This is a genomic window from Flagellimonas algarum (assembly GCF_040513375.1).
In the GTDB taxonomy this organism is placed as follows: domain Bacteria; phylum Bacteroidota; class Bacteroidia; order Flavobacteriales; family Flavobacteriaceae; genus Flagellimonas_B; species Flagellimonas_B algarum.
This window is the reverse complement of the sequence record NZ_JBEVTG010000001.1, coordinates 1,027,995-1,053,087: the sequence shown is the minus strand read 5'-3', so window position 1 is coordinate 1,053,087 and position 25,093 is coordinate 1,027,995. Positions and strand designations below refer to the sequence as shown.

The following is a 25,093-nucleotide window of genomic DNA, read 5'->3' as shown; positions in this document are numbered from 1 at the left end:
TTCAATCCAGCATGGCACTTGTTGAACCCTTAGATCCGAACCACGACCCCGAAACCCGCGAATTGGCCGCATTCTTCAATGAAACCTTAGGTTTTTGCCCCAATTCGGTATTGACCATGCAGCATCGCCCCGCGATATCAAAGGCCTTTATTAACTTGAATAAGGCCGTAATGGCGAACGAGGGCAAGGTCACCTCCGCCTTGAAGCGGATGATCGCCTGGGTAAGCAGTAACGCTACCGGTTGCCGGTATTGCCAAGCGCATGCCATTCGTGCCGCCGAACGCTATGGGGCCGAACAAGAGCAATTGGACAATATCTGGGAATACCGCACCCATCCTGCCTTTTCAGAAGCGGAACGTGCCGCCTTGGACTTTTCTTTAGCAGCGTCTCAGGTACCCAATACGGTGAATGCTGAAATCAAGGCCCGATTGCACGAACATTGGACCGATGGTGAAATCGTCGAAATGCTCGGTGTCATCTCCCTTTTCGGATACCTTAACCGATGGAACGACTCTATGGGGACCTCCATTGAAGAGGGCGCCGTAGAAAGCGGCGACCAATACCTCGGTAAATACGGTTGGGAAAAAGGCAAACATGATGGTTCCAAATATTAGCACTTGACCTATGGCCAACTGCTCATTCTGCAAGTTTGAACATAAGGCAACCGATTTGGTATGCCCAAATTGTGGTCTGCCTTTTAATGCCTCCGAAGAACAAAAATCAAAGCACATTACTGGTATTTTCCGGGCAAACGAGAGTCTTCAGGAAGTAACCCACTCCTTAAATCGTGCCAAATGGGTATTGTTCTCTTTGGGATTGGGCATGTTGCTGATTTTGTTTTATTCGTTCTACAAAGGGTCGCTTTTAGACGACGATTTCATGATTATGGCAGGACTGAGTATTTTCATTTCCATCTGTGGTTTTGCCATCAACGACTATCCAATTAAAAGCGTTGTATTAGGTACTGTTTTCGTTATTGCTTTGTTTGGCTACTCTATTTATTTGGATCCATCAAGTTTATTCAAAGGTCTTATTTTGAAAATTTTGATTTTTGGATCGCTTTACTATGCGATAAAATCAGCCATTGAATTCGATAAGGCCATCAACAATATTTCAGCGAATCGCTGAAATGAAAATCTTGACCTGTATCAAGTTTTGCCGTGGCGTTTCGGCCGACCTTTGACCTAAATCAAAAAACGAACGGTCATGGCCAAACCCATCCTAACTCCAGAAAACCAGATCCAACGCTTGAATCGACTATTGCATCGGGTTTCGCAGTTCGAAAACCTGCCTTTGGACACCTTGCTAAAACGCCCCACTCCCACCTCTTGGAATCTCCTCGAAGTCTTGGAACATTTAAGCATCTCTTACGATTTGTACCGCGATAAAATCGCTACCGTACTACGCGAATCGGAAATGGATTCAGAAGGCCCTTGGACCCATAAAGTGGGACTCTGGCAAACTTTCGTCATTGAAGGGCAACGCCCTAAAGGGAAGAAGCGCCCCTTCAAGATGAAGACCTTGAAGCGGTTCGAACCCTTGCTGCCCAAAACGGGTATGGCCGTTGAAGATGCAACGATGGTTTTCCAACGATTTTCGGAATGCCACAACACCTTGAAAGCACAATTGCTCGCCAGTCGTTTGAAACAGCTTCGAAGAACGCGATTGACCTCTGCAATAGGCCCGATCGTACGCTTTTACTTGCCCGAGGCTTTCGAATTCCTAATCTGCCATATGGAACGGCATATGGTTCAAATCGATGGAATCTTGTCGACCGATGGGTGATCTGTATCTTTATGGGATATGGAAGAACGGCAGGTCAATCTATTGAAAGGCGTTTTCAAAACAATCAGGATGCAAGGCGAAGCGGAATCCCGATTCCTTCGATTGTGGAAACCATGTACCTTCAAACAAAACGAGTTGATTACCGAAGCCGGGCGGATCGAAAAGCATTTCTATGTGGTCGTCGAAGGGGTACAGGCGATTTACCTACTGAATCAAAAAGGCGAAAAAGTAGTGCTGGGATTTTCCTATGCGGGTAGCCCTTCAGGAGTGTTCGATTCTTTTCTAGACCAAAAACCGTCCGACACCTTCCTAGAAGCTTTAAAGCCCTCGACCCTGCTGGCCATCGATCGAAGGGATTATCGTGCGTTGTTCGAAAATCCGGCGTTCCACGAATGGGCCCATCATTTTTTCCGTGATATCTTGTTCGGTCGCCTGTACCGTGAAGTGGAGCTTTTGACCTTAAGTGCGGAGGCACGCTATATCGCCTTTATGAAACGGTGCCCCGATGATTTAAAGGTCATTCCTCAAAAATACCTCGCTTCTTATCTGAATATGAAACCGGAAACCTTCAGTCGGCTCCGGGCGACAGTGCGCTATTGACCCGACGTTCCAATTCGGGCAGCACCAAGGTCTCAAACCAAGGGTTCTTGGCCAGCCAAAATCGATTTCTAGGTGAAGGATGGGGCAAAACGAAATGCCGAGGCAAATAGTCTTCAAAGGCCCGTACGGTTTCAGTTAGGTTCTTTTTTCTTTCGGCATCCAAATACCGATGTTGGGCATATTGGCCGATCAAAATGATGAGCTGAAGTTTGGGCATTCGTTCAAATAACCGATCATGCCATAGCGGGGCGCATTCGGGTCGTGGCGGCAGATCGCCCGAACTTCCTTTTCCGGGGTAACAAAATCCCATCGGGATTAGGGCGAAAAGGCGTTCGTCGTAAAATTGGGTATCGGTCACCCCCAACCACTTTCGCAACTGTTTGCCACTGGGGTCGTCCCATGGAATCCCACTTTGGTGCACTTTCGAACCCGGTGCCTGTCCGACAATTGCGATTTTTGAATCGTTATGGGCGGTGACAATGGGTCTCGGGCCCAGCTCTAGATGAGGTACACAAACTTCACAATTTCGGATTTCGGAAAGGAGTTGTTCCATAAATTCAAGTGGAATTTAACGAAAAGCAAAATACCCCGGTCAAAGGCCGGGGTATTTCATCCAATCACTACCCATGACGGGTTTAGTTGTAGGTTTTACTTAAGCTTCCCCAATTCGTATTCGCCGTGTTGACCAACTTTTTATGGTCGTTTTCGGCCATCCACAATTGTTGGGCGTCCAATTCTAGATTGTAAAGAAACAAGTAATACTTTCCATCCTTTACAATGAATTTGTTCGGATCTGGTCTGAATTTGGCTCCCGCATAAACCCCAAAGGCACAGAAACCGCCATATTGGGGCACGTAGCGTTCCGGGGCCTTGTCAAACTGCTTCTTTTGCTCCGCATCGGTGAAATAGTACACCACGTTCTTATGGGTCGATTTGAATTCTTTCAGTCCCTTTTGGGCTATTCCCAAATCAAGATACGATACCGGGCTGTACCCTTGAAGGGCGATATTACTGTTATCGATATTGTTCGCTTTTTTGTCTTGACCGAAACCGATCGTGCTAACGGCCAAAGCAAAAAGGGCCACTGTTGTTTTTAATGAATGTTTCATTGTGCTGTTTTTAAATTGTTCTGTTATTCTTCATGGGTCGCACTCAGGGAGACTACGACAAATACCACCGCGGCGTTCACCCAATAATAATGTGCATCCAATCCTTGAAAGTCAAGGGCAAATGGGATCACCATAAACGCTATGGCCACCAAAAGATCGATTGTCAGATGGATCTGGAAAGGTATGGTTCGAAACGCTCCGAGCTTGTAATCCGTTAGCATACTGGCCAAGATGACCGCAGCTCCCGTGATTACCGATATCCAGAGTGCCCAAAGGTCGGTTCCACCGAGCCCGAGCAAAAAGGGAGCCAAAATCAAACCGACTCCGGCCGAGTAGTCGGCCACGCCGTGTAGTGTAGGGGTAATACATCTGAATTTCATTTTACTGGGCGTTAAAGTATTCTTCTTGCACCACCTCGCCGTTCTCGTTCCAGATCCGTCGAATGATCTCATGCCAGTAAATTTTACTGTTGTCCTTCATATCGAAATCGAAAGTGAACTCCGAGGCCGATACGTTGCCATCAACGATCGTGTGATGGAGTGTAATGCCGTTTACCTGCGCGATCGCTTCGGCAAAGCCTTTCATTTTCTCGACCATTTGTGGTTTGTCGGTCGTTGCGACCCCATTGTAATCGGAGGTCGTGGCATCGTCGGCGAAAAAGCGCTGAACCGCGTCTACGATCGCGCCTTGGGCTACGATTCCATCCATTTCCAGGGCTAAAGATTTAATATCCATTGCTGTTAAGATTTAATGATTAAACAAATTTTGGTTTGTAATTACATTGCAAATTTCAGCACGGAATGGCCATAGGGGCCTACAAAAAAGACGCTAAGGATTGTACTTTTCCAAACGGTAAGCGGAAGGGGTGGTACCCGTATGGTTTTTAAAAAACTGGGTGAAATGTTGGGGCTCCTCGAAACCCAAAGCGAAGGCTATTTCCTTGATGGGGGCATCTTGTTCCAACATTTTTTTCGAGGTGGATACCAATTCGTTGCGGATCAATTGCCCCAGGGAAGCATTCATTTTGGCCCTTGTTTTTTTGGAAAGCGCCTTTACGGAAAGGTGCATTTTATCGGCATAAAAACCAAGGGTGCGTTGTTGGGTGTGGAAGGTTTTGAGTAGTTCCATAAGGTTGCGTACGAACGTATCCCGGTTTTCATAGTCAAAATCATCTCGGAAATCGGATGGGGTCATTCCCGTGGTTCGCTTGAACACCCTATTGAAATAGGCGGGATCTTTGAACCCGGTTTCATACGAGACCTCTTGGATGCTCTTGTCGGTAAAAACGATTTTCTTTTTGCCTTCCATCAACTTCTTGTTCGATATCAAATTTTTGATCGATAAGCCGATTTTATCCTTTACCAATGCTTGGGCCTCATAGCCCCTTTCGGTCATGAGCTGGCTAAGGTCATCATTGTTGAAATTGCCGTAGTAGTTTTCGTCGATGATATCCTTGACATCAAAGATGATCTGGTATTCCTGTTTGCTTGCCTTGAATGGATTTTGCCAATACCATTGTTCGGAGGAAATGTCGATGATTTCAGAGGTATGGCCAGAAAATACCGTGTTCTCCAAGTATCGCTTGCAGGCATCACATTCATTGAAGTCGACATAGCCCAAAGAGATCAAGTGCTTGAACAACACCCGGACCTCTTTCTTTTCAAAAATGGTCTTGCTGGGGAATTCGATTTTTTGAACTACGAAATCTTCTGAAAAAAATTTGATGTACTGTCCTTTTTCCAGATAGATGGCCTTGTCTTGCCAATCGTCATAGTTCTTGAAATCAACTTGGATGGTTCCTGAACCTGACAGAATTCGCAGTAAGGTGTAGGTATTGATGAAATAGACCTTGTTGATTTCCGGATGTAGTTTCTGTACCACTTTGGTCATAGGTTGGTTCCAAAATCAGTCGGAAACCAAACCAAAAACTAACAGTTCAAGGCTTCCCAGCAACGACGATAACCAACTCGCCCTTAGGGGCTTTCTCCGAAAAATGCGCCAAAACCCCTTGAAGGCTCCCCCGCACGGTTTCTTCGTGTATTTTTGTCAATTCCCGAGATACCGAGACCGGTCTGTCTGCTCCAAAATAGTCCGAAAATTGGCCCAAGGTCTTGAGTAATTTATGGGGTGATTCATAGAACACCATGGTACGGGTTTCTTCGGTCAAGGCTTTCAAACGCGACTGTCTTCCCTTTTTGACCGGTAAAAAACCTTCGAAAACGAATCGATCGTTGGGCAGACCACTGTTCACTAAAGCGGGTACAAGGGCGGTCGCTCCCGGAAGGCATTCTACTTCGATGCCTTGTTCGACGCAGGCACGGGTCAGTAAGAAGCCCGGGTCGGAAATCGCAGGGGTACCCGCATCGGAAATCAGGGCCACGTTCGACCCTTGCACGATCATGTTGATCAATCGGTTGAGTTGGGCATGTTCATTATGCATGTGGTGGCTCTGCATTGGCGTGGTGATCTCATAATGCCTGAGAAGTTTGCCACTGGTTCGGGTATCTTCGGCCAAAATGACATCAGCTTCTTTCAAGACGTCCAATGCCCTAAGGGTGATATCCTTTAAGTTTCCAATAGGAGTCGGTACCAGAAAAAGTTTCCCCATGAACCGGATTTAGGGTCTGACTTCTTTTCCCGTGAAATAGGAAACAAGTACCGCCAAAAATGCGATGACCGCACCCATATGTTGCCCGTCACTGATCATATAGTGGGCGAAGAACGCCAAAACGGTGTTGAAGAAAAATCCGGCGTAGGCCCATTCTTTGAGCCACTTGGAAAAGTTGCCCCAAACCGCAACCAGCCCAAGAAGTTTGGCAATGGCCAAGGGGTAGATCAAATAGGTCGGATAGCCCATATTCACGAAGAATTCGGAAATCATCCCCGTATTGAAAAAGTAGTTGTAGACCGAAAAGCACATCACCAGGGTCAATATACCCGTGGATGCCCAAAAAAGGATTTTTTTTAGCATGTTCGTATGAAGTTGGTTCCCCCTAAAGGTAAGAATAAAGGGCTACTAGGCGAATTTTCTGGCGATAAGGTCCATAAAGCGCTCTTCATAGGCTTCCTTACCTTCCCATTGGTTGTATTCCGGCTTGACCATATTGGTGATGAAAGCTACCGATCGCTCTTCTGTATCAATGGTATTCAGCTGTGAAATCACCCTATTGTAATCGTCCATGCTGTCATCGAAGAGGTGTTTGACGAAGGCCAAACGATCATTCAGACCGACTTGGAGTTCTTTGGATAAGGTATCGTTCAATGACTTCGCTTTCGGTGCCTGTGGTTGTTCGATGGTGTCGGGGGTGACCAAGTCCTTATCGTTCTTCATGGTTTCGGGCTTGGCGATGAAATCCCCAAAAATATATTCAACGGCCTCACTGGGCATTTCGGAAACCATATCCTTTATCGTATCCATACCCGGCGTGATGATATCCTCTTCATGGGGGTTGCTCTCCGGGATGGCAGTATTGCCACTGATGACGGCCGTGGCCATCTTTTCGAACTTCGCGGCGATCACGTTTTTCGAAACGTCGACCTCGATGTCGTTCAATTTTTCGTCGATGAATTTGAGCACGGCCAATTTTTCATAGAGGTCCTTGGCCTGATCGTACAATTCGGTCAATTCCTTGTCTTCACGTGAGGTGATGATATCGGTGGAGAGTTTGATGAGTTCTTCCCTTAATTTGCGCTTCATATGCCGTGGTTCTTTCGTATAAAAATAGTTGGTATTCTGATAATTGACTAAGAACAAAAGGTTAAAATTTGTTCGCCCGACCCTTGCTGCCGGACTAATTCTATCAATCGCTTTAGATATTAACGTAGAAACCTCTTATTTTCGTTCAAAACTACCCTATGTTTTTAGAAAACACCGTCAACCACAAGGAGCAGTTCGGATGGATCGAAGTCATCTGTGGTTCGATGTTTTCAGGCAAGACCGAAGAATTGATCCGTCGACTGAAGCGGGCGAAGTTCGCCAGGCAAAAAGTGGAGATTTTCAAACCCTTGGTCGACACCCGCTACAATGAGGAAATGGTCGTTTCACATGACGCGAACGAAATCCGTTCGACACCCGTTCCCGCGGCGGCGAATATCCGTTTATTGGCCGATGATTGTGATGTGGTAGGCATCGATGAGGCCCAATTTTTCGATGATGAAATCGTCACCGTTTGCAACGACCTTGCCAACCGCGGGGTGCGTGTAGTGGTTGCGGGACTCGATATGGATTTCAAAGGAAACCCCTTTGGGCCCATGCCCGCCCTCATGGCGACGGCCGAATACGTCACCAAAGTGCATGCCGTTTGTACCCGCACCGGAAACCTGGCCAATTACAGTTTTCGAAAATCGGATGATGACAACCTCGTCTTGCTTGGGGAAACCGAAGAATATGAACCTTTGAGCCGAGCTGCCTTTTACAAGGCGATGCTTCGTGAAAAAATTGGTAAAATGGAGGTCGATGTAGAGGAAATCGACGCCAAAAAGGAACGATCGAATGAATAAAGTCGGGGAAACGACGCTCGAAATCGATCTTCGGGCCCTAGCCCACAATTACCACTATTTGCGATCAAAACTAGATCCGGATGCCAAGTTCATGGCGGTGGTCAAGGCCTTCGCTTATGGCAGTGATGCGGTTGCAGTTTCGCAAAAACTGGAAGATTTGGGTGCCGACTACCTTGCGGTGGCCTATGTCAAAGAAGGAGTCGCACTGCGAGAGGCGGGCGTACGACTACCTATTTTGGTGCTCCATCCACAACCCCTGAACTTCACCACCCTAATCGACTACGAACTCGAACCAAGTCTTTATTCCCCCCGCGTTTTGCGGTTGTTCTTGGAATGCGCGCAAAACAAGAAGGTATCGCGTTATCCGGTCCATATCAAGTTCAACACCGGCCTCAACCGACTTGGGTTTTGGGAAAACGATGTCGACTATATTATGGAGCAGCTACAAGGTCGGGATGAAATCAGCATCAAGGCCCTGTTTTCGCATCTGGCCGCTTCAGAGGATCCCAAAGAAACGGAGTTCAGCAAAAGACAGATCAAAACGTTCACAACAATCTGTCAAGCCATGGATTCAGCCCTGGGCCAAGCACCACTTCGACACCTTTTGAATACATCGGGAATCGTAAATTACCCGGAAGCCCAGTTCGATATGGTCCGCAGCGGTATCGGACTCTATGGCTATGGCAACCACGCGGCTGAAGATGAAGCACTTCGCCCCGTTGCGGCATTGAAGACCATTATTTCACAGCTCCATCAGATCGAACCTGGGGAAACCGTAGGTTATAACCGGGCATTTACCGCAACCGGTTACCAAAAAATCGCCACCTTACCTATCGGTCATGCCGATGGCATCGCAAGAACCTATGGAAATGGAAATGGATTCGTTTGGATAAACAACCAAAAGGCACCAATCATAGGCAACGTCTGTATGGATATGATCATGATCGATGTTACCGGCATCGATTGTCGTTCAGGCGATGAGGTCATCGTGTTCGGAAGCGGCCATTCGGCTGAAAAGATCGCCAATGCAGCGGCTACCATTTCGTATGAATTGTTGACCGCTGTTTCCCAGCGTGTTAGCCGTAAAATATTGGAATAAAAGCGCTTAGCAGCCATTTTTTTCCTACCTTTTTGGCATAATAACCATTTAAACTATACATCATGCTTAAAGAATTCAAGGAATTCGCAATGAAAGGAAACCTCGTCGACATCGCCGTTGGTTTCGTTATGGGTGCCGCGTTCAACAAGGTCGTCACCTCATTTACGGGAGGCATCGTTTCACCGTTGATCGGATTGCTTTTCGATTCCGATTTTAGGGATCTCAAATACGTATTAAATGAAGGCACAGTGAATGACGCAGGAGAAACCGTTGGCGAAGTCGCCGTATTGTACGGGGATTTCTTGACCAACGTCATCGACTTTATCATCGTGGCATTCGTCATGTTCATGATTGTTAAAGGGGTGAACAAAACGAAGAAAAAAGAAGAACCTGCCCCGGAGCCACCAAAAGGGCCAACGGCAGAAGAACTATTGGCTGAAATCAGGGATGCCCTGAAAAAGTAAGCTATACGGATTACGTTTCTTTGGCATACCACCAAAGAAGACCGCTACACCATGTATTAAAGCCGCTGGTTATCCCTATAGCCAGCGGTTGTTTTATTTGTAACTTTTTGTTGAATTTTGACAATCTTTTAAAAATGCTTGTGCAGTTTCACAGGTAGTTTACTTTTGTTCCCTCAAAATTGAATTGGGATGAAAGTAGCGGTTGTCGGAGCGACTGGAATGGTCGGTGAAGTGATGTTGAAAGTACTGGCCGAACGTGATTTTACGATTGATGAATTGTTATTGGTCGCCTCTCCGCGATCAGTCGGAAAGCAAATCGCCTTTAAAGGAACGTCCTATACGGTCATCGGACTGGAGGAGGCCGTTGCCGCCGAACCGGATATTGCCATTTTCTCGGCCGGTGGGGGGACATCATTGGAATGGGCCCCGAAATTCGCCGAAGTCGGTACCACGGTCATCGACAACTCTTCGGCATGGCGGATGGATCCCGATAAAAAATTGGTGGTCCCAGAAATCAACGCCGACATCTTGACCGGAAAAGACAAGATCATCGCGAACCCGAATTGTTCGACCATTCAAATGGTGATGGCCTTGAACCCTTTACATAAAAAGTACCAAATGAAACGGGTAGTGGTTTCGACCTACCAATCGGTCTCAGGTACGGGTGTCAAAGCCGTACAACAGCTAGAAAACGAAACGGCCGGTGTCAAGGGTGAGATGGCCTATCCGTATCCGATCAATAGAAATGCGTTGCCCCATTGCGATGTGTTTCTTGAAAATGGATACACCAAAGAGGAAATGAAATTGGCCCGTGAACCCCAGAAAATATTGGATGACCGCACTTTTTCGGTAAGCGCAACCGCGGTTCGGATCCCAACGGCAGGAGGACATTCGGAAGCCATTAATGTCGAATTCCAAAACGATTTCGATCTAAAGGAAGTCCGACAATTGCTCGAAGCTACCCCTGGGGTAACGGTTCAAGACGATCCCGACACCAACACCTATCCGATGCCGATCTATGCCCATGATAAGGACGAGGTCTTCGTCGGACGCCTTCGTCGTGACGAAACCCAACGAAACACCTTGAACATGTGGGTGGTTTCGGATAACCTGCGAAAAGGCGCGGCGACCAACGCCGTCCAAATTGCTGAATATTTGGTCGAAAACGAACTCGTTTAATCCTATTCCATAATTGCACGAATTTGGCACGGAAAGACTAAAGCTGCTGATTTTGAGGTGTATACACGCTTCATGGAAGAAAGGGCCATCCCCGATTATAAAAGCACTCCTGGTTTTATCAAGCTCACTTTCTTGCGTGCCCTCAAGGGTGATGAAGGCCATTTTACCCTCATTACCTTTTGGGAAAACCTCGACGTCATCAAAAACTTCGCTGGGCAAGATTTTGAAAAGGCGAAGTACTATCCTGAAGATGCAGGCTATTTACTCGAGTTGGAAGAAAAGGTCGCGCATCACGAAGTTTTCGCCGACTTGAAAGGGTAGACGTTAAATTCTGTTAAACCTTTGATTCAAAACAAAGGCCGCTGTTTTTTTCATGGTATTTTTAATGATGGACCAATTCAATTGAAATGAAAAAAATAGCCTTCACCTTGGCAATTCTAAGTGTTGCCGCATGCCAAAAAGAAACCAAACGAGAACCCATTGCCGTGAATTACCCCACCACCACAAAAGTCGATACCGTTGACACCTATTTCGGCAACGAAGTCGCCGATCCCTTTCGATGGTTGGAAGATGATCGCAGCCCAGAGACCGAAGCTTGGGTCAAAGAACAGAACGTGACCACCTTCGGGTATTTGGATAAGATCCCATTTCGCCAGGATCTGAAAAACCGGCTTGAAAAACTCTGGAATTACGAAAAACTCGGAGCCCCGTTCAAAGAAGGGGAATACACCTATTTCTATAAAAACGATGGGCTACAGAACCAATATGTCGTCTATCGCAAAAAGGGCGATGAAGAGGCGGAGGTCTTTCTTGACCCCAACTCCTTTTCAGAAGATGGCACTACTTCCTTGATGGGACTGAGCTTTACCAAAGATGGCTCGAAAGCGGCATATTTGATTTCGGAAGGGGGCAGCGATTGGCGCAAGGGCATTGTCATCAATGCCGGATCCAAGGAAATCGTCGAAGACACCCTTGTCGATATCAAATTCAGCGGTATTTCTTGGAAGGGAAATGATGGCTTTTTCTATTCAAGCTATGACAAACCCAAAGGAAGCGAGCTTTCGGCAAAAACCGATCAGCACAAATTATACTACCATAAACTGGGCACCCCGCAAACCGAGGATAAAATCGTTTTTGGGGGCATCCCTGAAGAAAAGCACCGCTACGTCGGGGGGTATTTGACCTACGATGAGCGGTTCTTGGTCATCACCGCTTCGACCTCGACATCGGGCAACAAACTCTTTCTGAAAGACCTTAGTGTCAAAGACGGCCCCTTGATTACCGTTTTGGATGATACCGATTCCGATACCTATATCATTGAAAACGAAGGCACCAAACTTTGGTTGGTTACCAACATGGACGCCCCGAACAAGAAAATCGTGGTCACTGACCTGGCCAACCCCACTCCCGAACATTGGGAAGATTTCATCCCGGAAACCGAACATGTGCTCACCAGCGGAACCGGAGGCGGCTATTTCTTCACCGAATATATGGTCGATGCCATTTCGAAGGTGATGCAATACGATTACGACGGCAAATTGGTGCGTGAAGTCGCCCTGCCCGGCGTTGGTAGCGCAGGTGGATTCGGCGGTAAAAAGGAGGACAAGGAATTCTACTTCTCCTTCACCAATTACAACACCCCGGGGTCATCGTTCAAATACAATGTGGAATCTGGTGAATACGAGCAATATTGGAAGCCCGAAATTGATTTCAATCCAGAAGATTATGAGTCCACACAGGTGTTTTACAACTCAAAAGACGGTACCAGGGTACCTATGATCATCACACATAAGAAAGGGGTTGAATTGAACGGAAAGAACCCTACAATTCTTTATGGGTATGGCGGCTTCAATATCAGTTTGACACCCTCTTTCAGTATCGTCAACGCCGTATGGATGGAACAAGGCGGTATTTATGCCGTGCCCAACCTTCGCGGAGGTGGTGAGTATGGTAAAAAATGGCATATCGCCGGTACTAAAACCCAAAAACAAAACGTCTTCGACGACTTTATCGCGGCTGCCGAATACCTGATCGAGAACAAGTATACCTCGAAAGAGTACCTGGCCATCCGAGGAGGTTCGAATGGCGGTCTTTTGGTCGGGGCAACCATGACCCAACGCCCTGATCTGATGCAGGTGGCCTTGCCAGCTGTAGGCGTTTTGGATATGCTTCGCTACCATACCTTCACGGCAGGTGCGGGATGGGCATACGATTATGGAACAGCCGAAGAAAGTGAGGAAATGTTCGAATACCTCAAAGCATACTCCCCTGTACATAATGTGAAGGAAGGGGTCTCGTATCCGGCTACCTTGGTCACCACAGGGGATCATGATGATCGCGTGGTGCCCGCGCACAGTTTCAAATTCGCGGCCGAGTTACAGGAAAAACAGACCGGAGACAACCCGACCCTGATCCGTATCGAGACCAATGCCGGTCATGGGGCCGGTACCCCAGTGAGCAAAACGATCGAACAATATGCCGATATTTTCGGTTTTACCTTGTTCAATATGGGCTATGACGAATTGCCCAATCAAGCGGTCATGAAAGAATTCAAGGACTAAGCCATAAAATAATCACGAAAGAAAATCCGTTTTTTTATAAAAAGCGGATTTTCACTTTTTCTGGGGCCATGTTGAAAGCTGTCGACATATCGTTTTCTTACCAAGAACAACCCGTATTGAACCGGATATCGTTCACCATTGAAAAAGGCGGACACTTGGCGGTCATGGGCGAAAGCGGTTCGGGTAAAAGCACCTTATTAAAAGCGGTATATGGGTTGTTGCACCTTGATAGCGGCAGCATTTCATGGGGAGACAAACCCCTGTTGGGGCCGAACTACCAATTGGTTGCCGGTGAAGCCTTCATCAAATATGTCTCCCAAGATTTCGATTTGATGCCCTTTACCTCCGTGGCGGAAAATATCGGACAATTCCTTTCCGTGTTCGAACAAGAACAACATGAAGACCGCATTGCGGAATTGATCGCATTGGTCGGATTGGAACCCTACCAAGACACCCTTGTCAAAAATCTTAGCGGCGGCCAAAAACAGCGGGTCGCGCTGGCCAGGGCCCTGGCCGAAGAGCCTGAAATCCTTCTTTTGGACGAGCCCTTTAGCCATATCGATCAATTCAAAAAAAACGAACTGCGCGAAAAACTCTTCCCCTACCTAAAAGAAAAAGGGATCACGGTATTGACCGCTTCGCATGACAGTGCCGATGTTTTGCCCTATACCGATTCCATATTGGTATTGCGCAACGGCGCTATCGAAGATTACCAAACTACCCAAGCCCTGTACAACAACCCCAAGAATAATTACGTAGCTTCCTTATTCGGTGCGGTAAATGAATTGCCTCTGAAATTGTTGAAGGAATATGCAGAGATCAATGCTTCGATCTTGGTGTATCCGCATGAATTCGAACTCTCGAAAAAGTCAGGCTTGGCCGTAACCGTCATCGCCAATTATTTCAAAGGAAACCACTATCTGGTCAAAGGGGAATCACCAGAGGGCCATGAAGTGTTTTTTCAAAGTAAAGTGGCCTTCAAGGCCGGCATCACCTTGTTTTTGAACATCTCATTACAACTGGTGAACCAAAGGATCCGCCAAAGCGTGGACGCCCTTTCGTCGAAAAGCGATCACTCTTGATACGAAGTCGGTTTTTGGATCCGTTCTCTTAGAGAACCCCAAAAGCTATGAAAATGAAACTATCCTTAACAGGCCTGGTCATTGGTCTATGTCTTACCCTTTTCGCTTCCTGCTCTGAAGACGCCATGGAAACTGACATCCAGAACGAAGGTGAAAACACCGCAAATGAACCCGTCGAATCAAACGATGATACCGTGCCGGATCCTGGTGCTACCGTTACCTTGACCGCTTCGGCATCCATCTTAACGAACAATGGCGAAGGGGTACAGCAATGGGTCGATGGGGTATCCTTAAGGGCCCTGAACATCGATGGTTCAGAAGGACGACTTGTCTTTGATACCGAATTTCGAGATCACGGTTTCGGAGTAGGAGGTGCTCGTTGGCAACAGATCGATTACTACGTCATGTACCAAGGCCAAGAGGTGAACGCAAGTGAGAAAATCGAAATCTTTTTCGATTCCCCGGTCCAAAACGTTGTTCTAACCGTTGGAATGATGGGAGCCAATGAAGGTCACCAAGATGGTGAAACCGGTAAATGGACGGCCTTTGACAGCAATGGTGCCAAAGTCGGTGAAGGTGTACTCGGAGCCAATGACAGCATGTTGGGTCGGGAAGTCAAATCGGTCGAAAACTCCTATGGCACGTATCCAATCGCCTTATCGATCGGCGACCCGGTAAATCGCCTTCAAATCGAAGCCACCGGATTCGGTTATGGTGAAGGGGAACCGAAAAACGTGAATAGTTACGACAACGATAGTGGCAATAAGGAAAACAATTCCGATTTCAACTTGGTGGCGATCCGATTCGAATACCGATGATCTCTGGTATCTTTGTTGTAAACCGTCTAAGCGTTGGACAAGAATATCATTTTAAAAGAATTGGTTTTCAAAGCTGTTCGTAGCAGTGGTTCCGGAGGTCAACATGTCAACAAGGTGGCCACGAAGGTCGAACTTTCCTTTGATGTAATGGCTTCGGAAGGGCTTTCGGATGCCGAAAAACAACGCCTGGTCTTTAAGCTCGAGAAGCGATTGAACAAAAACGGCCTCCTCATGATGCAAACGGATGAATCACGGAGCCAATACCGGAACAAGCAGTTAGTGATCAAACGTTTTTTCGCCATGTTGGCCGCAGGCTTGCGACGACCAAAAACCAGAGTACGGACGAAACCTTCCCGTGCGGCCATAGAAAGGCGCCTAAAATCAAAGAAAAAGCAAGCAGAGAAAAAAGCGAATAGGAAAAACTGGAAGCAAAGCACATAAGCGTCCTTTCCCTTGAACTGTAAAAAAACCCGATTCGTCATCCCCTTCACCCGCAACGGCATTTTTCGGTTGTAGTTCAGACCATTGCGGTGCATCTTCGATCATTCATCTTAAAAAACGAACAGCATGATCAACACCACGCGCATTATCGTACGCATTTTGGCCCATTTGGCCTTACTATTATTTTTTGGCAGTGCTTTTGGCCAAACCTCTGATTCCATTTCGAACATGGTAGGCAAACCAGTAGCGAAGGACTCGCTGACCGCAATGGTCAATACCGCAATGGAACAACTCAAAGTAGCCGGTATCTCGATGGCGGTAATTAATGACGCCAAAGTCGTTTACCACTATCATGGTGGGTACGCCGATCTCGAAAACAAGGTTCCGGTAAATCAAGAGACCTTGTTCGAGGCGGCCTCCCTTTCAAAACCGATGTTCGCCTTTTTTGTCATGGATTATGTTGAAAAGGGACTTCTCGATCTTGATAAGCCCCTCTACGAATACCTGCCCTATCAAGATATCGCCCATGATGAGCGCTATAAGAAGATTACCGCACGTATGGTCCTTTCGCATACCACCGGTTTTCCCAATTGGCGAAACGACTATGGCAAAAAAGAGCTATTCATTCAATTTGACCCGGGGTCCGCTTTCTTTTACTCCGGAGAAGGGTACCAATACCTTGCCAAGGTGTTGATGCGTTTGTCCGATACCGACGATGCCGGTCTGGAGGCCCTTTTTCAAAAACGATTCGGCAAACCGCTTCAATTAAAACACACGCGTTTCGTTCACCAACCCCATATGTTGAACAACAAGGCCAAAGGTTATGCCGCGTTGAAACCAAAGTCCGGCAGCGATGATATCAACGTCTTTGGTGCCGCATTCTCCATCCATTCGGAAGCCTTGGATTTTTCAAAATGGCTCATCGCCCTATTAAAGGAAGAACATCTTAGTACTTCAAGCTATGAGCGTCTTTTTGAGACCCAAGTGGTCTTGCCCGAAGGCCACGAACAACGGCAAATGGGGGTGACGGATTGGACCTTGGGATTTGCCAAGGCGGCATTGCCGATTGGTACCGCATACGGCCATGGAGGTAATAACTTCGGATATACCAGTCTTTTTGTGGTCGTACCCGACTCCGATTGGGGATTGATCATATTCACCAATGATGACCAATCGCAGCTGCCCATGGCCATTTTGCAACATTTAATGCAACCGTAAATTTAATTTGTGGTTTTTCTAAGTACCTTACCTTGATAAGTAAAATCGAATGCGCGACTATCGCTTAAACCAATCGGATCTTAAACTCTTAGGGGCCTACTTCCTCTTATCCATCGCCTGGTTGACCTATCGGTATATCGTCGAAGGCTACACCCGATTCGAGATCATTACAGGGCTGATCGGGGTGCTGATCAAGGTAAGTATCTTGTTGTATATCTTTTTGTGGCTCGTTCAGAAAGTCTTGATAGAAAAAAGAGGATATCTGACGTTTCTCGTTTTGGCTTGTATCGCCCTCTTCGGCATGGGGTATCTCGATTTACTACGGGATTACTATACGGCCGAACCCCCATGGACTTGGAACATGACCCCTGGCGAAATCATCGTTCATTGTTTTTATAATACCACGCCCGATCTTGCGCTTCCGCTTGGGCTGTTACTCAGTAAGCGCTATTATGAAAACAAATTGCACCTGGTCGAGTTGCAGAGTGCCCAAAAGGCGATGCAGCTCAAAGTACTTAGGGCCCAATACGACCCCCATTTCTTATACAATAGCCTAAATACCATTGATGCACTGATCGACCACGCCCCTAAGCAAAAAGTCAGAACCTATGTAACGCATTTGGCATCATTGTACCGCTACCTCATCCAGAATAAAGAGGAGGACCTCATCCCGGTTGCACGAGAAATCGCCTTGGCCCAGGATTATTTTTACCTTATCGAAACCCGCTTTGGCAATGATTTTCGATTCGAAATCGATATTACCGGCGAAACTGAAGGAAAGTTCGTGCCGAATGGTGCCTTATTGACCATTTTGGAAAACGTGGTCAAACACAACCGGCCCGTGCCCGATCCCATAGCGACGAAAATCACCGTTGAAGCGGCTACCTTGACCATTACCAATAACAAAAGCCGTTCGAACAAACCCGTTGACCGGTTCGGTACCGGCCTGGAAAATCTCAAAAGGCGGTACGCCCTGCTTAGTGATCAAACACTTACGATCCAAGAAGATCTAGTACGGTTCTCCGTGTCGTTACCTCTATTGCAAACCATTGATTGACCGCCCATGCATATTTTGATCCTTGAAGACGAACCGCCCGCCCTTAAAAAAATCGAAGCCCTTTTGGCCCAAACCTTGGACGTGCCCTTCACCACCTCGAATTCACGAACGGTGGAACAGGCCATGGTCATGCTCTCGGAAGGAATCAAATTCAACCTGATCCTGTCGGATATCCAGCTGCTGGACGGAACGGCTTTCGAAGTGTTCCAAAATTGCGAAATAACGGCTCCCATTATTTTCATTACCGCCTATGACAATCACCTGCTCGAGGCCTTCAAGACCAATGGCATCGCCTACATCCTGAAACCTTTTACGGCCGACGACTTCGAACAGGCCATCCATAAGTATTTGACCCTGTTCGAACCACCCTCTTATGAGGCGGCTATGTTCAAAGCCTTGAAAAAAGCCTTAAACCAGGGCAGTATTACCTATAAGCGGCGTTTTGCCATCAAAAAACCTGAAGGGATCAAGTTGCTCGAAACCCAAGATATCGCCCTCATCCAGGCATTTGGTGACCTCTGCAAACTCTATGATTTGGATGGAAAAATGCATACCGTTTCTTCCAACATCGGGTCATTGGAAGGTGTCCTCGACCCCGATCTTTTTTTCAAGATCAATCGAAGTCAAATCATCAACCAACGACAGTTGACCAATATCTTGACCTATTCGAAAAATCGGTTGGAACTTCGATTGAACGGGGTCAAAGACAAAGTGCTCACCAGCTCCTCGGTGACCAAGGCATTTCGAAAGTGGCTTGACGGATAGGTTTATCCCATTTCGGGCACCTCATAGAAGTATTGCGCCTTCTTGATCTTCCCGTTTTCCACTTGGTACATACACAGCTCATCAAAGGCCCATCGACCGCCCTCTTTAAAGGTAGCATCCATCGACATAGGTACGACAAAATGGTTGGCGGCCACTACCGCATCACCAACGGAACCTCCGTGGATCTCTTCGATGCCTTCTGCCCATTGCAAATAGGCATTCCAAATATTCGCTTTGCCTTCGGTTATCTTTTCACCGGGCATCCCGTCCATCTCAATACTGACGGCATCATCGGCATATAGGTCATAGGCCTCTTGGTATTTTTCTTCGCGACAAAGCGAAACCAAACGGTCGGCAACTTCTTGTGTGGTCATGTTTGTTTATTTAAGGTTAACGTCCTTGAAGTTACACAATGAAGTCGTAGGGCCGTTTAAGGAAAAGTTAAATGAATTCTGATTATTCCAAAGCCTTGATCACGCTTTCGATCTCATTGAAAACAAAGCGTTCGCCCACTGTTTTTCCGAGGAGCGATCTGCCGATAGGTGTTTGGGTAGATACGCAGTACAAAGGAGGTACACTGCCCGGTACCACCCCCGCGGACAGGGCAATGAAATACTGGGCCTTGTCGGTGACCACAAGACTTCCAAGTGCAACGCGCCCATTTGTTTTGCTAGGGTCGATACGTTGTATGATCGCATCCAACTTTTTGATCTCGGCAAGCTGTCTCCCTAACTTCTCGCGTTCCAATTGCAGCATGGCCCTTCCGGTTTCGTGCTTATCACCGGCCGTGCTTTTGGTTTCGGAAACCAGGGATTCTTTGATCTTGCCGATGGCTTGGGCAATAGCCTCTTGTCGCGAAACCACGAAGGCCCGACAATGATCGAACGCTTTTTGCTTAATATCGGCCATCTAGAACAATAGGGTGAAGACGGTTTCTTGGTTAGGTATCGAATGTAGTTTCAAACTACCCCCGTGCTGTTGCATAATCTGTTTTGAAAGGCTCAGACCGATTCCGGTTCCTTTGTCTTTGGTCGTAAAAAAGGGAACAAAGATCTCATCCGCCAATTCTTTCGGTATGCCGGGTCCGTTGTCTTTCACCTCGACGAATTTCTTTCCGCTGGCCGCAGTGCCCGCCGTCACCTCGATAAGGCCCCCATCCCCCTGTTCTAAGGAATGGATGGCGTTTTTCACCAAATTGATCAGCACTTGGGTAAGCTGCTTCTCATCGATATACAACTCAAGATCTTCAGGTGCTACCTTCCATTCGAAAGCGACTTTGCCGACGGCTTCCTTGCTGGTCAAAAGCTGTACTTTCTCAAAAAAGGCCGAGGCCGAAACCAGCTCTTTATCCGGTTTTGGAACACTCAAAAAGCTCCGGTACGATTGCACAAAATCCATAAGGTCGCTTCCTTGGCCCCGAATGACCTCGAGACCTTTGATGGCACTGGCCATTTTGTGTTCCATACTTTCCGCATCATCTTGATCCCCATTTTGGAAATGTTTCAAAATCGAGTCCGAAATAGAGGTTATGGGGGTAATGGTATTCATGATCTCATGGGTGAGCACGCGGATCAAACGCACCCATGAATCGGTTTCCTTTTCATCGAGTTCGTGGTGGATGTCTTGAACGACCACCAACAGCAAGGGGTCTTTATCCATGACCATAGGAGTGCATTTGATGGCCAATTGCTTTTGCTCCCGCTCATTGGTCAACTGGAACAGCTTCCGTTCGAAGGCGGTAAACGGTTTAAAAATCTCAAAAAGGCCCTGATCGATCTTCGCCAATTGTTTGATATGGTTCAAAGGACTGTGGTTCAACAATTTTTCCAGTGTCGGGTTGGCAAAGAGGATATGTCCGCGTTCATTGAAGGTCATGATCCCGATGTTGGCCTGTTTCAGTATTTCCTGATAGTAGTTTTCACGGATTTGGAGTTGCAGGTGTACTTCTTGGATCAACCCATTGACCCGGTTCAGGCTTTGGTTCAGTTCTTTGAAGGATTTGATAGTCACCCGTTCTGGGAACCGCAGCGTGAAATCCTCATTGCGAATGGCATCGAAGAAATAGGCGATCTTGCGGTTGGTGTTATTGATAAATCGGATTAAGGAAACCACTTGCACGATCAACAGGAATGCGGCGAAAACCACTCCGGCATACGATTGATGGAATACACAATAGGCAATGCCCAAAGCCGTCAAGGTGATTAAAATGACCCTTACGATCATTTGCAGGTAAAAGTTCCGACTCGCCATTAGTTCTTCAAGCGTTTCATTTTATTGTACAAGGTCTGACGGGTGACACCCAATTGCTCGGCTGCCGCACTGTAATTGCCATCATGCCGTTCCAATGCCTTGGTGATCATTTGTGATTCCATTTCATCAAGGGTCTTGGGTCCTTCATCAAAGGAATGGGAAGGTTTCGGGTGAAGCAGGAAATCGGTCGGTTTGAGCACATTGCCTTCTGATAAGATCACGGCCCGCTCCATAGTATGTTGTAATTCCCTGATGTTGCCTGGCCATTTATAAGAGGTCAGCTTTTCTTCAGCCAGGTTGTTGATGCGCAAACCGGGCTTGTCGTATTTGTTGGCAAAGCGTTTCAAGAAAAAATCGGCCAGAATCAAAATATCGCCTTCCCGTTCCCGCAAGGGCGGCACTTCGATATGGATGGTATTGATCCGGTACAACAGATCCTCGCGAAACAACCCATCCGTGACCATTTGTTTTAAATTGCAGTTGGTGGCACAAATCAAACGGATATCGACCGAAATGTTTTTGTTCGATCCTACTCTGACCACGGATTTGTTTTGAATGGCCGAAAGTAGCTTGGCTTGGGTCTGGAGCGTTAGGTTACCGATCTCATCCAAAAAGAGCGAACCTTGGTGCGCCGCTTCGAACTTACCGGCACGATCTTCCTTAGCATCGGTAAAGGCCCCTTTCTGGTGCCCGAACAATTCGCTCTCAAAGAGGTTTTCTGCGATCGAACCCATATCGACACCGATGAACACCTCGTTCTTACGCGAAGACAATCGGTGTAGTTCGCGGGCGATCAACTCCTTGCCCGTACCGTTCTCGCCGGTGATCAATACATTGACATCGGTCTTCGCGACCTTTCGCACCAAGTTCAATACGGAGGTCAAGGCCTTGCTGTTTCCGATGATATAATTCTTATCGTCGTTGATGAGTTGTTTCAGGCTGCTTTCCTTCTTCTTGAGTTGGTGGATCTCCTTGCGGGATTGACGCAACTCAAAGGCCGATTTAACGGTCGTCAGCAAACGTTCGTTGTTCCATGGTTTCAATACGAAATCGGACGCCCCGTCTTTCAAGGCCTTGACCGCTAGGTCGACTGCCCCATAGGCCGTCATCATGATGACCGAAGTATTCGGAGACCGCTTTTTGATCTCTTTCAGCCAGAACAACCCTTCGTTACCGGTATTCACCCCGGCAGAGAAATTCATATCGAGCAAAACGATATCGATCTCTTCCAATTTCGGAAAAGACGATATCTGGTTCGGATTGAACAAGGTCTGTACCTGCTTGTATTCGAATTGCAACAAGATCTCAAGTGCGCTCAAGACACTCTTGTTGTCATCGATTACCAAAATCTTGGCATCTATCATAGTGAAGGCCCGTTTCGGTCAAAACTAAGGATTGCTGGTGTACCAAAAGATCAATTGTCAAAATATTTGACATATTTTGTATAAATATTTTACACAAGAGCGGTAAGTTTAAAAAAAATTCAATCTTAATTAATTGATTATCTGATACTTTCATTATTGGCATGGGAATCGCTTTATTTTTGGCATACTAGAAAAATCATGAACCGAAAACAGCTTTTATTTCTATTTGCCCTGATGGTGTTTACCAAGGCTTTTTCACAAAAGGTCTGGACACTCGACGAGTGCATCTCATATGCTGTAGAACACAATCTTCAATTGAACGATTTTGATCTGAACACCCAATCGAATAGGGAAACCTACCGACAGTCGGTGCGCGATCTGCTACCCACCATAAGTGGTTTTGCGAACTATTTCATCCGCTATGGTCGCCAGATCAACCCGGAAGACAACAGTATCGTCAACACCGATATATTTTCGAACAATTATTCTTTGGACGCCTCCTTTGACCTGTTTCAAGGGTTCCAAAAAATCAATTCCATCAAAGCCTCGAAATTTTTATACAAAGCAACCAAAGAAGAGAGCCTTCAACAGAAGTACCTTTTGGCCTTTCGGGTGATGTCGGCCTATTACGACATCCAATTCATCGAAGGCCTGATTACCATTTCGGAAGAACAGGTAGCCATATCCCAAACCAATTATGACCTCGTTTCGAAACAAGTCGAGCTCGGGGTCATGGCAGGTGCCGACCTGTACGAGGCCGAGGCCCTTTTGTTGACCGATAAATTGGCCCTGACCCAAAACCAAAACCGATTGAACGCGGCCAAATTGACCTTGTTACAGGCCATGAACGTTGAAAACGAGAGTGATATCTCGATCCAACCCGTCATTGAAGAAGGGGCGTTTACCATGGAAACAAGGACCTTGGTCTCTGATTCGATCTTCAGTACGGCCAAGTCGTTCATGCCGTCGATCAAAGCACAGGAATATCGTGTCAAGGCCGCAAGAAAACAACTGGCCGTGACCAGGGGGTCGCTGTACCCCACCCTTTCTTTCGGTGGTGGTGTCGGTACTGGATATTTCGAAACCATCCGGGATACCTTGGGAAATACCATTCCTTTTAGAGATCAGTTCCGCGACAACCGCTTTGAGTACATAGGGGCTACTTTGAACGTACCCGTTTTCAGCGCTTGGTCGAACCGTTCCAGGATCAAACAACAAAAAATCGCCTTGGAACGCGCTAAGAACAATGCAAAGATAACGGCCCAGGAGCTTTACCAGATCATTCAACAATTGGTACAGGAGAACGAAGCCTTAAAAGCCGAGACCGCACAGACACAAAAGAGCGTGACCTCGCAGGGACTTTCCTTTTCAATTGCCCAAAAACGCTATGAGAAAGGCATGATCAATGCCATCGAACTGGGGCAGGCGAAAACACTCTATGCGACCGCACAAAACCAGAACCTGCAAGCACAATTGCGATTAAAAGTGAACAAAAGCACCCTAGACTTTTATCAGGGTCTTCCAATATTTAATATCAACTAAAATGGATATACAACTCGAAAGGAAAAAAGGACTTCGTCCGAAACACTATGGCTACATCGCCCTTGGCGTCTTAGTTCTGTTCGTTGGCTACAAACTGGCCACGGGCAGCTCCGCTTCGACATTTCGAACCGAAAAAGAACGGCTTTCGATTTCCCAGGTGAGCAATGGCAAGTTCGACGATTACATCACGATCAATGGCAACGTGGCCCCAATCGCCACCATCTATATGGATGCCTATGAAGGTGGTCGGGTATCCGAAAAGCTCATTGAAGAAGGGGCGATGGTCAAAAAAGGCGACATCATCCTCAGGTTAGAGAATATGAACCTCTATGAGCAGATCTTGGCCAGTGAAAGTAATCTGGCCTTGAAACAAAATGATCTGCGGTCGACCCGTTTGACTTTCGATGCCCGACAGGTCGAAGGGCGACGCTCATTGGCTACGGCAAGTACCGATCTGCAACGACTTAAAAGGAATTTCGAACAGAACACCGCCCTTTATGAAGATGAGCTGGTTTCACGAGAAGTGTACCTGACTTCCAAAGAGAATTACGAACTCGCGCAAAAACAGTATGAGATCGTCAAACTCCAGACCGAACAAGACGATGCCTTACGCAGCACCTCTTTAGCGGGTCTCGATACCGATCTCGATCGGATGAAAAAAACACTGTCGATGGTCTACGAACGATTGGACCATTTGAACGTCAGGGCTCCCGCAGATGGCCAGTTGGGCTTTCTCGACGCCGAAATCGGACAGAACATCACCCAAGGCCAACGTATCGGTCAGGTCAATGTCTTGACCGATTTTAAGATCGAGGCCGCTATCGACGAACACTATATCGATCGGGTGAAACGCGATCTTTCGGCCAGCCTTGAACGAAACGGAAAAGAATACGCGCTACGACTGCGCAAGGTCTATCCTGAGGTGCGAAACGGTCGATTCAATGTCGATCTTGTCTTTACCGATGAAAAACCGGAAACCATCCGCGCCGGCCAAAGCTATAACATCCGATTGCAGCTGGGAGCGTCGAACGATGCCCTACTGTTACCGAAAGGCGGGTTTTTCAATAGCACCGGCGGACAATGGGTATTCGTGCTCTCACCCGATGGCAACGAAGCCCTGAAACGCAACATCAGGGTCGGCAAGCAAAATTCAAGATATTATGAGGTTCTAGAAGGTCTGGAACCCGGAGAACAAGTAATAACCAGTAATTATGACAGTTTCGGTGAAGCCGAACGAATCGTATTAAAGTAATCCATCA

Annotated in this window: 30 protein-coding genes; 18 read left to right on the top strand and 12 right to left on the bottom strand. The window is 47.1% G+C overall.

Translation table 11 applies throughout. The features are described 5' to 3' along the window. Nucleotides 1-11 precede the first annotated feature (11 nt). The 4 genes from ABV409_RS04820 (at nucleotide 12) to ABV409_RS04805 (ending at nucleotide 2,385) form a co-directional block, all read left to right on the top strand. A complete protein-coding gene (locus tag ABV409_RS04820; protein ID WP_353876414.1) occupies nucleotides 12-614 on the top strand; it encodes a carboxymuconolactone decarboxylase family protein in 603 nt (200 codons plus the stop codon). Nucleotides 615-624: 10 nt separating this feature from the next. Next, on the top strand, nucleotides 625-1,128 hold the full coding sequence (locus ABV409_RS04815; RefSeq protein WP_353876413.1) for a hypothetical protein: 504 nt from the start codon (nucleotides 625-627) through the stop codon (nucleotides 1,126-1,128). A gap of 78 nt (nucleotides 1,129-1,206) precedes the next feature. Then, nucleotides 1,207-1,785 carry a DinB family protein gene (locus ABV409_RS04810; RefSeq protein ID WP_353876412.1) on the top strand — a complete coding sequence of 193 codons (579 nt, stop codon included), beginning with the start codon at nucleotides 1,207-1,209 and terminating at the stop codon, nucleotides 1,783-1,785. 18 nt (nucleotides 1,786-1,803) lie between these two features. Then, complete coding sequence (locus tag ABV409_RS04805; protein WP_353876411.1) at nucleotides 1,804-2,385, top strand: Crp/Fnr family transcriptional regulator; 582 nt, start codon at nucleotides 1,804-1,806, stop codon at nucleotides 2,383-2,385. Here ABV409_RS04805 and ABV409_RS04800 read toward each other — a convergent pair. From ABV409_RS04800 to ABV409_RS04765, 8 genes are all read right to left on the bottom strand, one after another. Beyond that, entirely contained in the window at nucleotides 2,354-2,938 is a 585-nt protein-coding gene (locus tag ABV409_RS04800; RefSeq protein WP_353876410.1) for a uracil-DNA glycosylase family protein, read from the bottom strand. The two genes, ABV409_RS04805 and ABV409_RS04800, sit on opposite strands and share 32 nt — an antisense overlap. An 82-nt stretch (nucleotides 2,939-3,020) precedes the next feature. Beyond that, nucleotides 3,021-3,494 (bottom strand): YHS domain-containing (seleno)protein, encoded by a 474-nt coding sequence (locus tag ABV409_RS04795; protein ID WP_353876409.1) that lies wholly within the window; start codon nucleotides 3,492-3,494, stop codon nucleotides 3,021-3,023. A gap of 23 nt (nucleotides 3,495-3,517) precedes the next feature. Next, the gene (locus ABV409_RS04790; RefSeq protein WP_353876408.1) at nucleotides 3,518-3,874 is read right to left on the bottom strand and encodes an SPW repeat domain-containing protein; all 357 of its coding nucleotides are present in this window, start codon (nucleotides 3,872-3,874) and stop codon (nucleotides 3,518-3,520) included. 1 nt (nucleotide 3,875) lies between these two features. Further along, nucleotides 3,876-4,229 carry a hypothetical protein gene (locus tag ABV409_RS04785; protein ID WP_353876407.1) on the bottom strand — a complete coding sequence of 118 codons (354 nt, stop codon included), beginning with the start codon at nucleotides 4,227-4,229 and terminating at the stop codon, nucleotides 3,876-3,878. Between the two features lie 93 nt (nucleotides 4,230-4,322). Then, entirely contained in the window at nucleotides 4,323-5,384 is a 1,062-nt protein-coding gene (locus tag ABV409_RS04780) for a helix-turn-helix domain-containing protein (RefSeq protein ID WP_353876406.1), read from the bottom strand. 46 nt (nucleotides 5,385-5,430) lie between these two features. After that, on the bottom strand, nucleotides 5,431-6,102 hold the full coding sequence (rsmI, locus tag ABV409_RS04775) for a 16S rRNA (cytidine(1402)-2'-O)-methyltransferase (protein ID WP_353876405.1): 672 nt from the start codon (nucleotides 6,100-6,102) through the stop codon (nucleotides 5,431-5,433). 9 nt (nucleotides 6,103-6,111) lie between these two features. After that, complete coding sequence (locus ABV409_RS04770; protein WP_353876404.1) at nucleotides 6,112-6,465, bottom strand: DoxX family protein; 354 nt, start codon at nucleotides 6,463-6,465, stop codon at nucleotides 6,112-6,114. 45 nt (nucleotides 6,466-6,510) lie between these two features. Beyond that, nucleotides 6,511-7,191 (bottom strand): DUF8457 domain-containing protein, encoded by a 681-nt coding sequence (locus tag ABV409_RS04765; protein WP_353876403.1) that lies wholly within the window; start codon nucleotides 7,189-7,191, stop codon nucleotides 6,511-6,513. Between the two features lie 158 nt (nucleotides 7,192-7,349). Here ABV409_RS04765 and ABV409_RS04760 point away from each other — a divergent pair, with 158 nt between their 5' ends. The 12 genes from ABV409_RS04760 (at nucleotide 7,350) to ABV409_RS04705 (ending at nucleotide 18,678) form a co-directional block, all read left to right on the top strand. Further along, a complete protein-coding gene (locus ABV409_RS04760) occupies nucleotides 7,350-7,994 on the top strand; it encodes a thymidine kinase (protein ID WP_353876402.1) in 645 nt (214 codons plus the stop codon). Continuing rightward, entirely contained in the window at nucleotides 7,987-9,093 is a 1,107-nt protein-coding gene (gene alr, locus ABV409_RS04755; protein WP_353876401.1) for an alanine racemase, read from the top strand. The genes ABV409_RS04760 and alr overlap by 8 nt, the downstream gene beginning before the upstream one ends. A 62-nt stretch (nucleotides 9,094-9,155) precedes the next feature. Beyond that, nucleotides 9,156-9,557: a large-conductance mechanosensitive channel protein MscL gene (gene mscL, locus ABV409_RS04750; RefSeq protein WP_353876400.1), complete on the top strand. Its 402-nt coding sequence runs from the start codon at nucleotides 9,156-9,158 to the stop codon at nucleotides 9,555-9,557. Nucleotides 9,558-9,746: 189 nt separating this feature from the next. Further along, the gene (locus ABV409_RS04745) at nucleotides 9,747-10,736 is read left to right on the top strand and encodes an aspartate-semialdehyde dehydrogenase (RefSeq protein ID WP_353876399.1); all 990 of its coding nucleotides are present in this window, start codon (nucleotides 9,747-9,749) and stop codon (nucleotides 10,734-10,736) included. Nucleotides 10,737-10,808: 72 nt separating this feature from the next. After that, nucleotides 10,809-11,057: an antibiotic biosynthesis monooxygenase gene (locus ABV409_RS04740; RefSeq protein ID WP_353876398.1), complete on the top strand. Its 249-nt coding sequence runs from the start codon at nucleotides 10,809-10,811 to the stop codon at nucleotides 11,055-11,057. Between the two features lie 86 nt (nucleotides 11,058-11,143). Beyond that, nucleotides 11,144-13,297, top strand: a complete 2,154-nt coding sequence (locus ABV409_RS04735) for a prolyl oligopeptidase family serine peptidase (protein ID WP_353876397.1) — start codon at nucleotides 11,144-11,146, stop codon at nucleotides 13,295-13,297. A 68-nt stretch (nucleotides 13,298-13,365) separates the two neighbouring features. After that, nucleotides 13,366-14,379, top strand: a complete 1,014-nt coding sequence (locus ABV409_RS04730; protein WP_353876396.1) for an ABC transporter ATP-binding protein — start codon at nucleotides 13,366-13,368, stop codon at nucleotides 14,377-14,379. Nucleotides 14,380-14,432: 53 nt separating this feature from the next. After that, nucleotides 14,433-15,197 carry a hypothetical protein gene (locus ABV409_RS04725; protein WP_353876395.1) on the top strand — a complete coding sequence of 255 codons (765 nt, stop codon included), beginning with the start codon at nucleotides 14,433-14,435 and terminating at the stop codon, nucleotides 15,195-15,197. A gap of 33 nt (nucleotides 15,198-15,230) precedes the next feature. Beyond that, nucleotides 15,231-15,638 carry an alternative ribosome rescue aminoacyl-tRNA hydrolase ArfB gene (gene arfB / locus ABV409_RS04720; protein WP_353876394.1) on the top strand — a complete coding sequence of 136 codons (408 nt, stop codon included), beginning with the start codon at nucleotides 15,231-15,233 and terminating at the stop codon, nucleotides 15,636-15,638. Between the two features lie 126 nt (nucleotides 15,639-15,764). After that, nucleotides 15,765-16,856, top strand: coding sequence for a serine hydrolase domain-containing protein (locus ABV409_RS04715; RefSeq protein WP_353876393.1), 1,092 nt, complete (start codon nucleotides 15,765-15,767; stop codon nucleotides 16,854-16,856). A 49-nt stretch (nucleotides 16,857-16,905) separates the two neighbouring features. Next, nucleotides 16,906-17,913 carry a sensor histidine kinase gene (locus tag ABV409_RS04710; RefSeq protein ID WP_353876392.1) on the top strand — a complete coding sequence of 336 codons (1,008 nt, stop codon included), beginning with the start codon at nucleotides 16,906-16,908 and terminating at the stop codon, nucleotides 17,911-17,913. A gap of 6 nt (nucleotides 17,914-17,919) precedes the next feature. Further along, nucleotides 17,920-18,678, top strand: a complete 759-nt coding sequence (locus ABV409_RS04705) for a LytR/AlgR family response regulator transcription factor (RefSeq protein WP_353876391.1) — start codon at nucleotides 17,920-17,922, stop codon at nucleotides 18,676-18,678. 2 nt (nucleotides 18,679-18,680) lie between these two features. On the opposite strand, the gene ABV409_RS04700 is transcribed toward ABV409_RS04705, so the two are convergent. The 4 genes from ABV409_RS04700 to ABV409_RS04685 form a co-directional block, all read right to left on the bottom strand. After that, nucleotides 18,681-19,052, bottom strand: a complete 372-nt coding sequence (locus tag ABV409_RS04700) for a SnoaL-like domain-containing protein (protein ID WP_353876390.1) — start codon at nucleotides 19,050-19,052, stop codon at nucleotides 18,681-18,683. Between the two features lie 82 nt (nucleotides 19,053-19,134). Continuing rightward, a complete protein-coding gene (locus ABV409_RS04695; protein WP_353876389.1) occupies nucleotides 19,135-19,587 on the bottom strand; it encodes a GreA/GreB family elongation factor in 453 nt (150 codons plus the stop codon). After that, the gene (locus ABV409_RS04690) at nucleotides 19,588-20,928 is read right to left on the bottom strand and encodes a sensor histidine kinase (protein WP_353876388.1); all 1,341 of its coding nucleotides are present in this window, start codon (nucleotides 20,926-20,928) and stop codon (nucleotides 19,588-19,590) included. Beyond that, nucleotides 20,928-22,292 carry a sigma-54-dependent transcriptional regulator gene (locus ABV409_RS04685; RefSeq protein ID WP_353876387.1) on the bottom strand — a complete coding sequence of 455 codons (1,365 nt, stop codon included), beginning with the start codon at nucleotides 22,290-22,292 and terminating at the stop codon, nucleotides 20,928-20,930. The genes ABV409_RS04690 and ABV409_RS04685 overlap by 1 nt, the downstream gene beginning before the upstream one ends. A gap of 198 nt (nucleotides 22,293-22,490) precedes the next feature. Between ABV409_RS04685 and ABV409_RS04680 the strand changes: the two genes are divergently transcribed. Both ABV409_RS04680 and ABV409_RS04675 read left to right on the top strand, forming a co-directional pair. After that, nucleotides 22,491-23,834 carry a TolC family protein gene (locus ABV409_RS04680; protein WP_353876386.1) on the top strand — a complete coding sequence of 448 codons (1,344 nt, stop codon included), beginning with the start codon at nucleotides 22,491-22,493 and terminating at the stop codon, nucleotides 23,832-23,834. A 1-nt stretch (nucleotide 23,835) separates the two neighbouring features. Continuing rightward, nucleotides 23,836-25,086 carry an efflux RND transporter periplasmic adaptor subunit gene (locus ABV409_RS04675; protein WP_353876385.1) on the top strand — a complete coding sequence of 417 codons (1,251 nt, stop codon included), beginning with the start codon at nucleotides 23,836-23,838 and terminating at the stop codon, nucleotides 25,084-25,086. The last annotated feature ends 7 nt before the right edge of the window (nucleotides 25,087-25,093 follow it).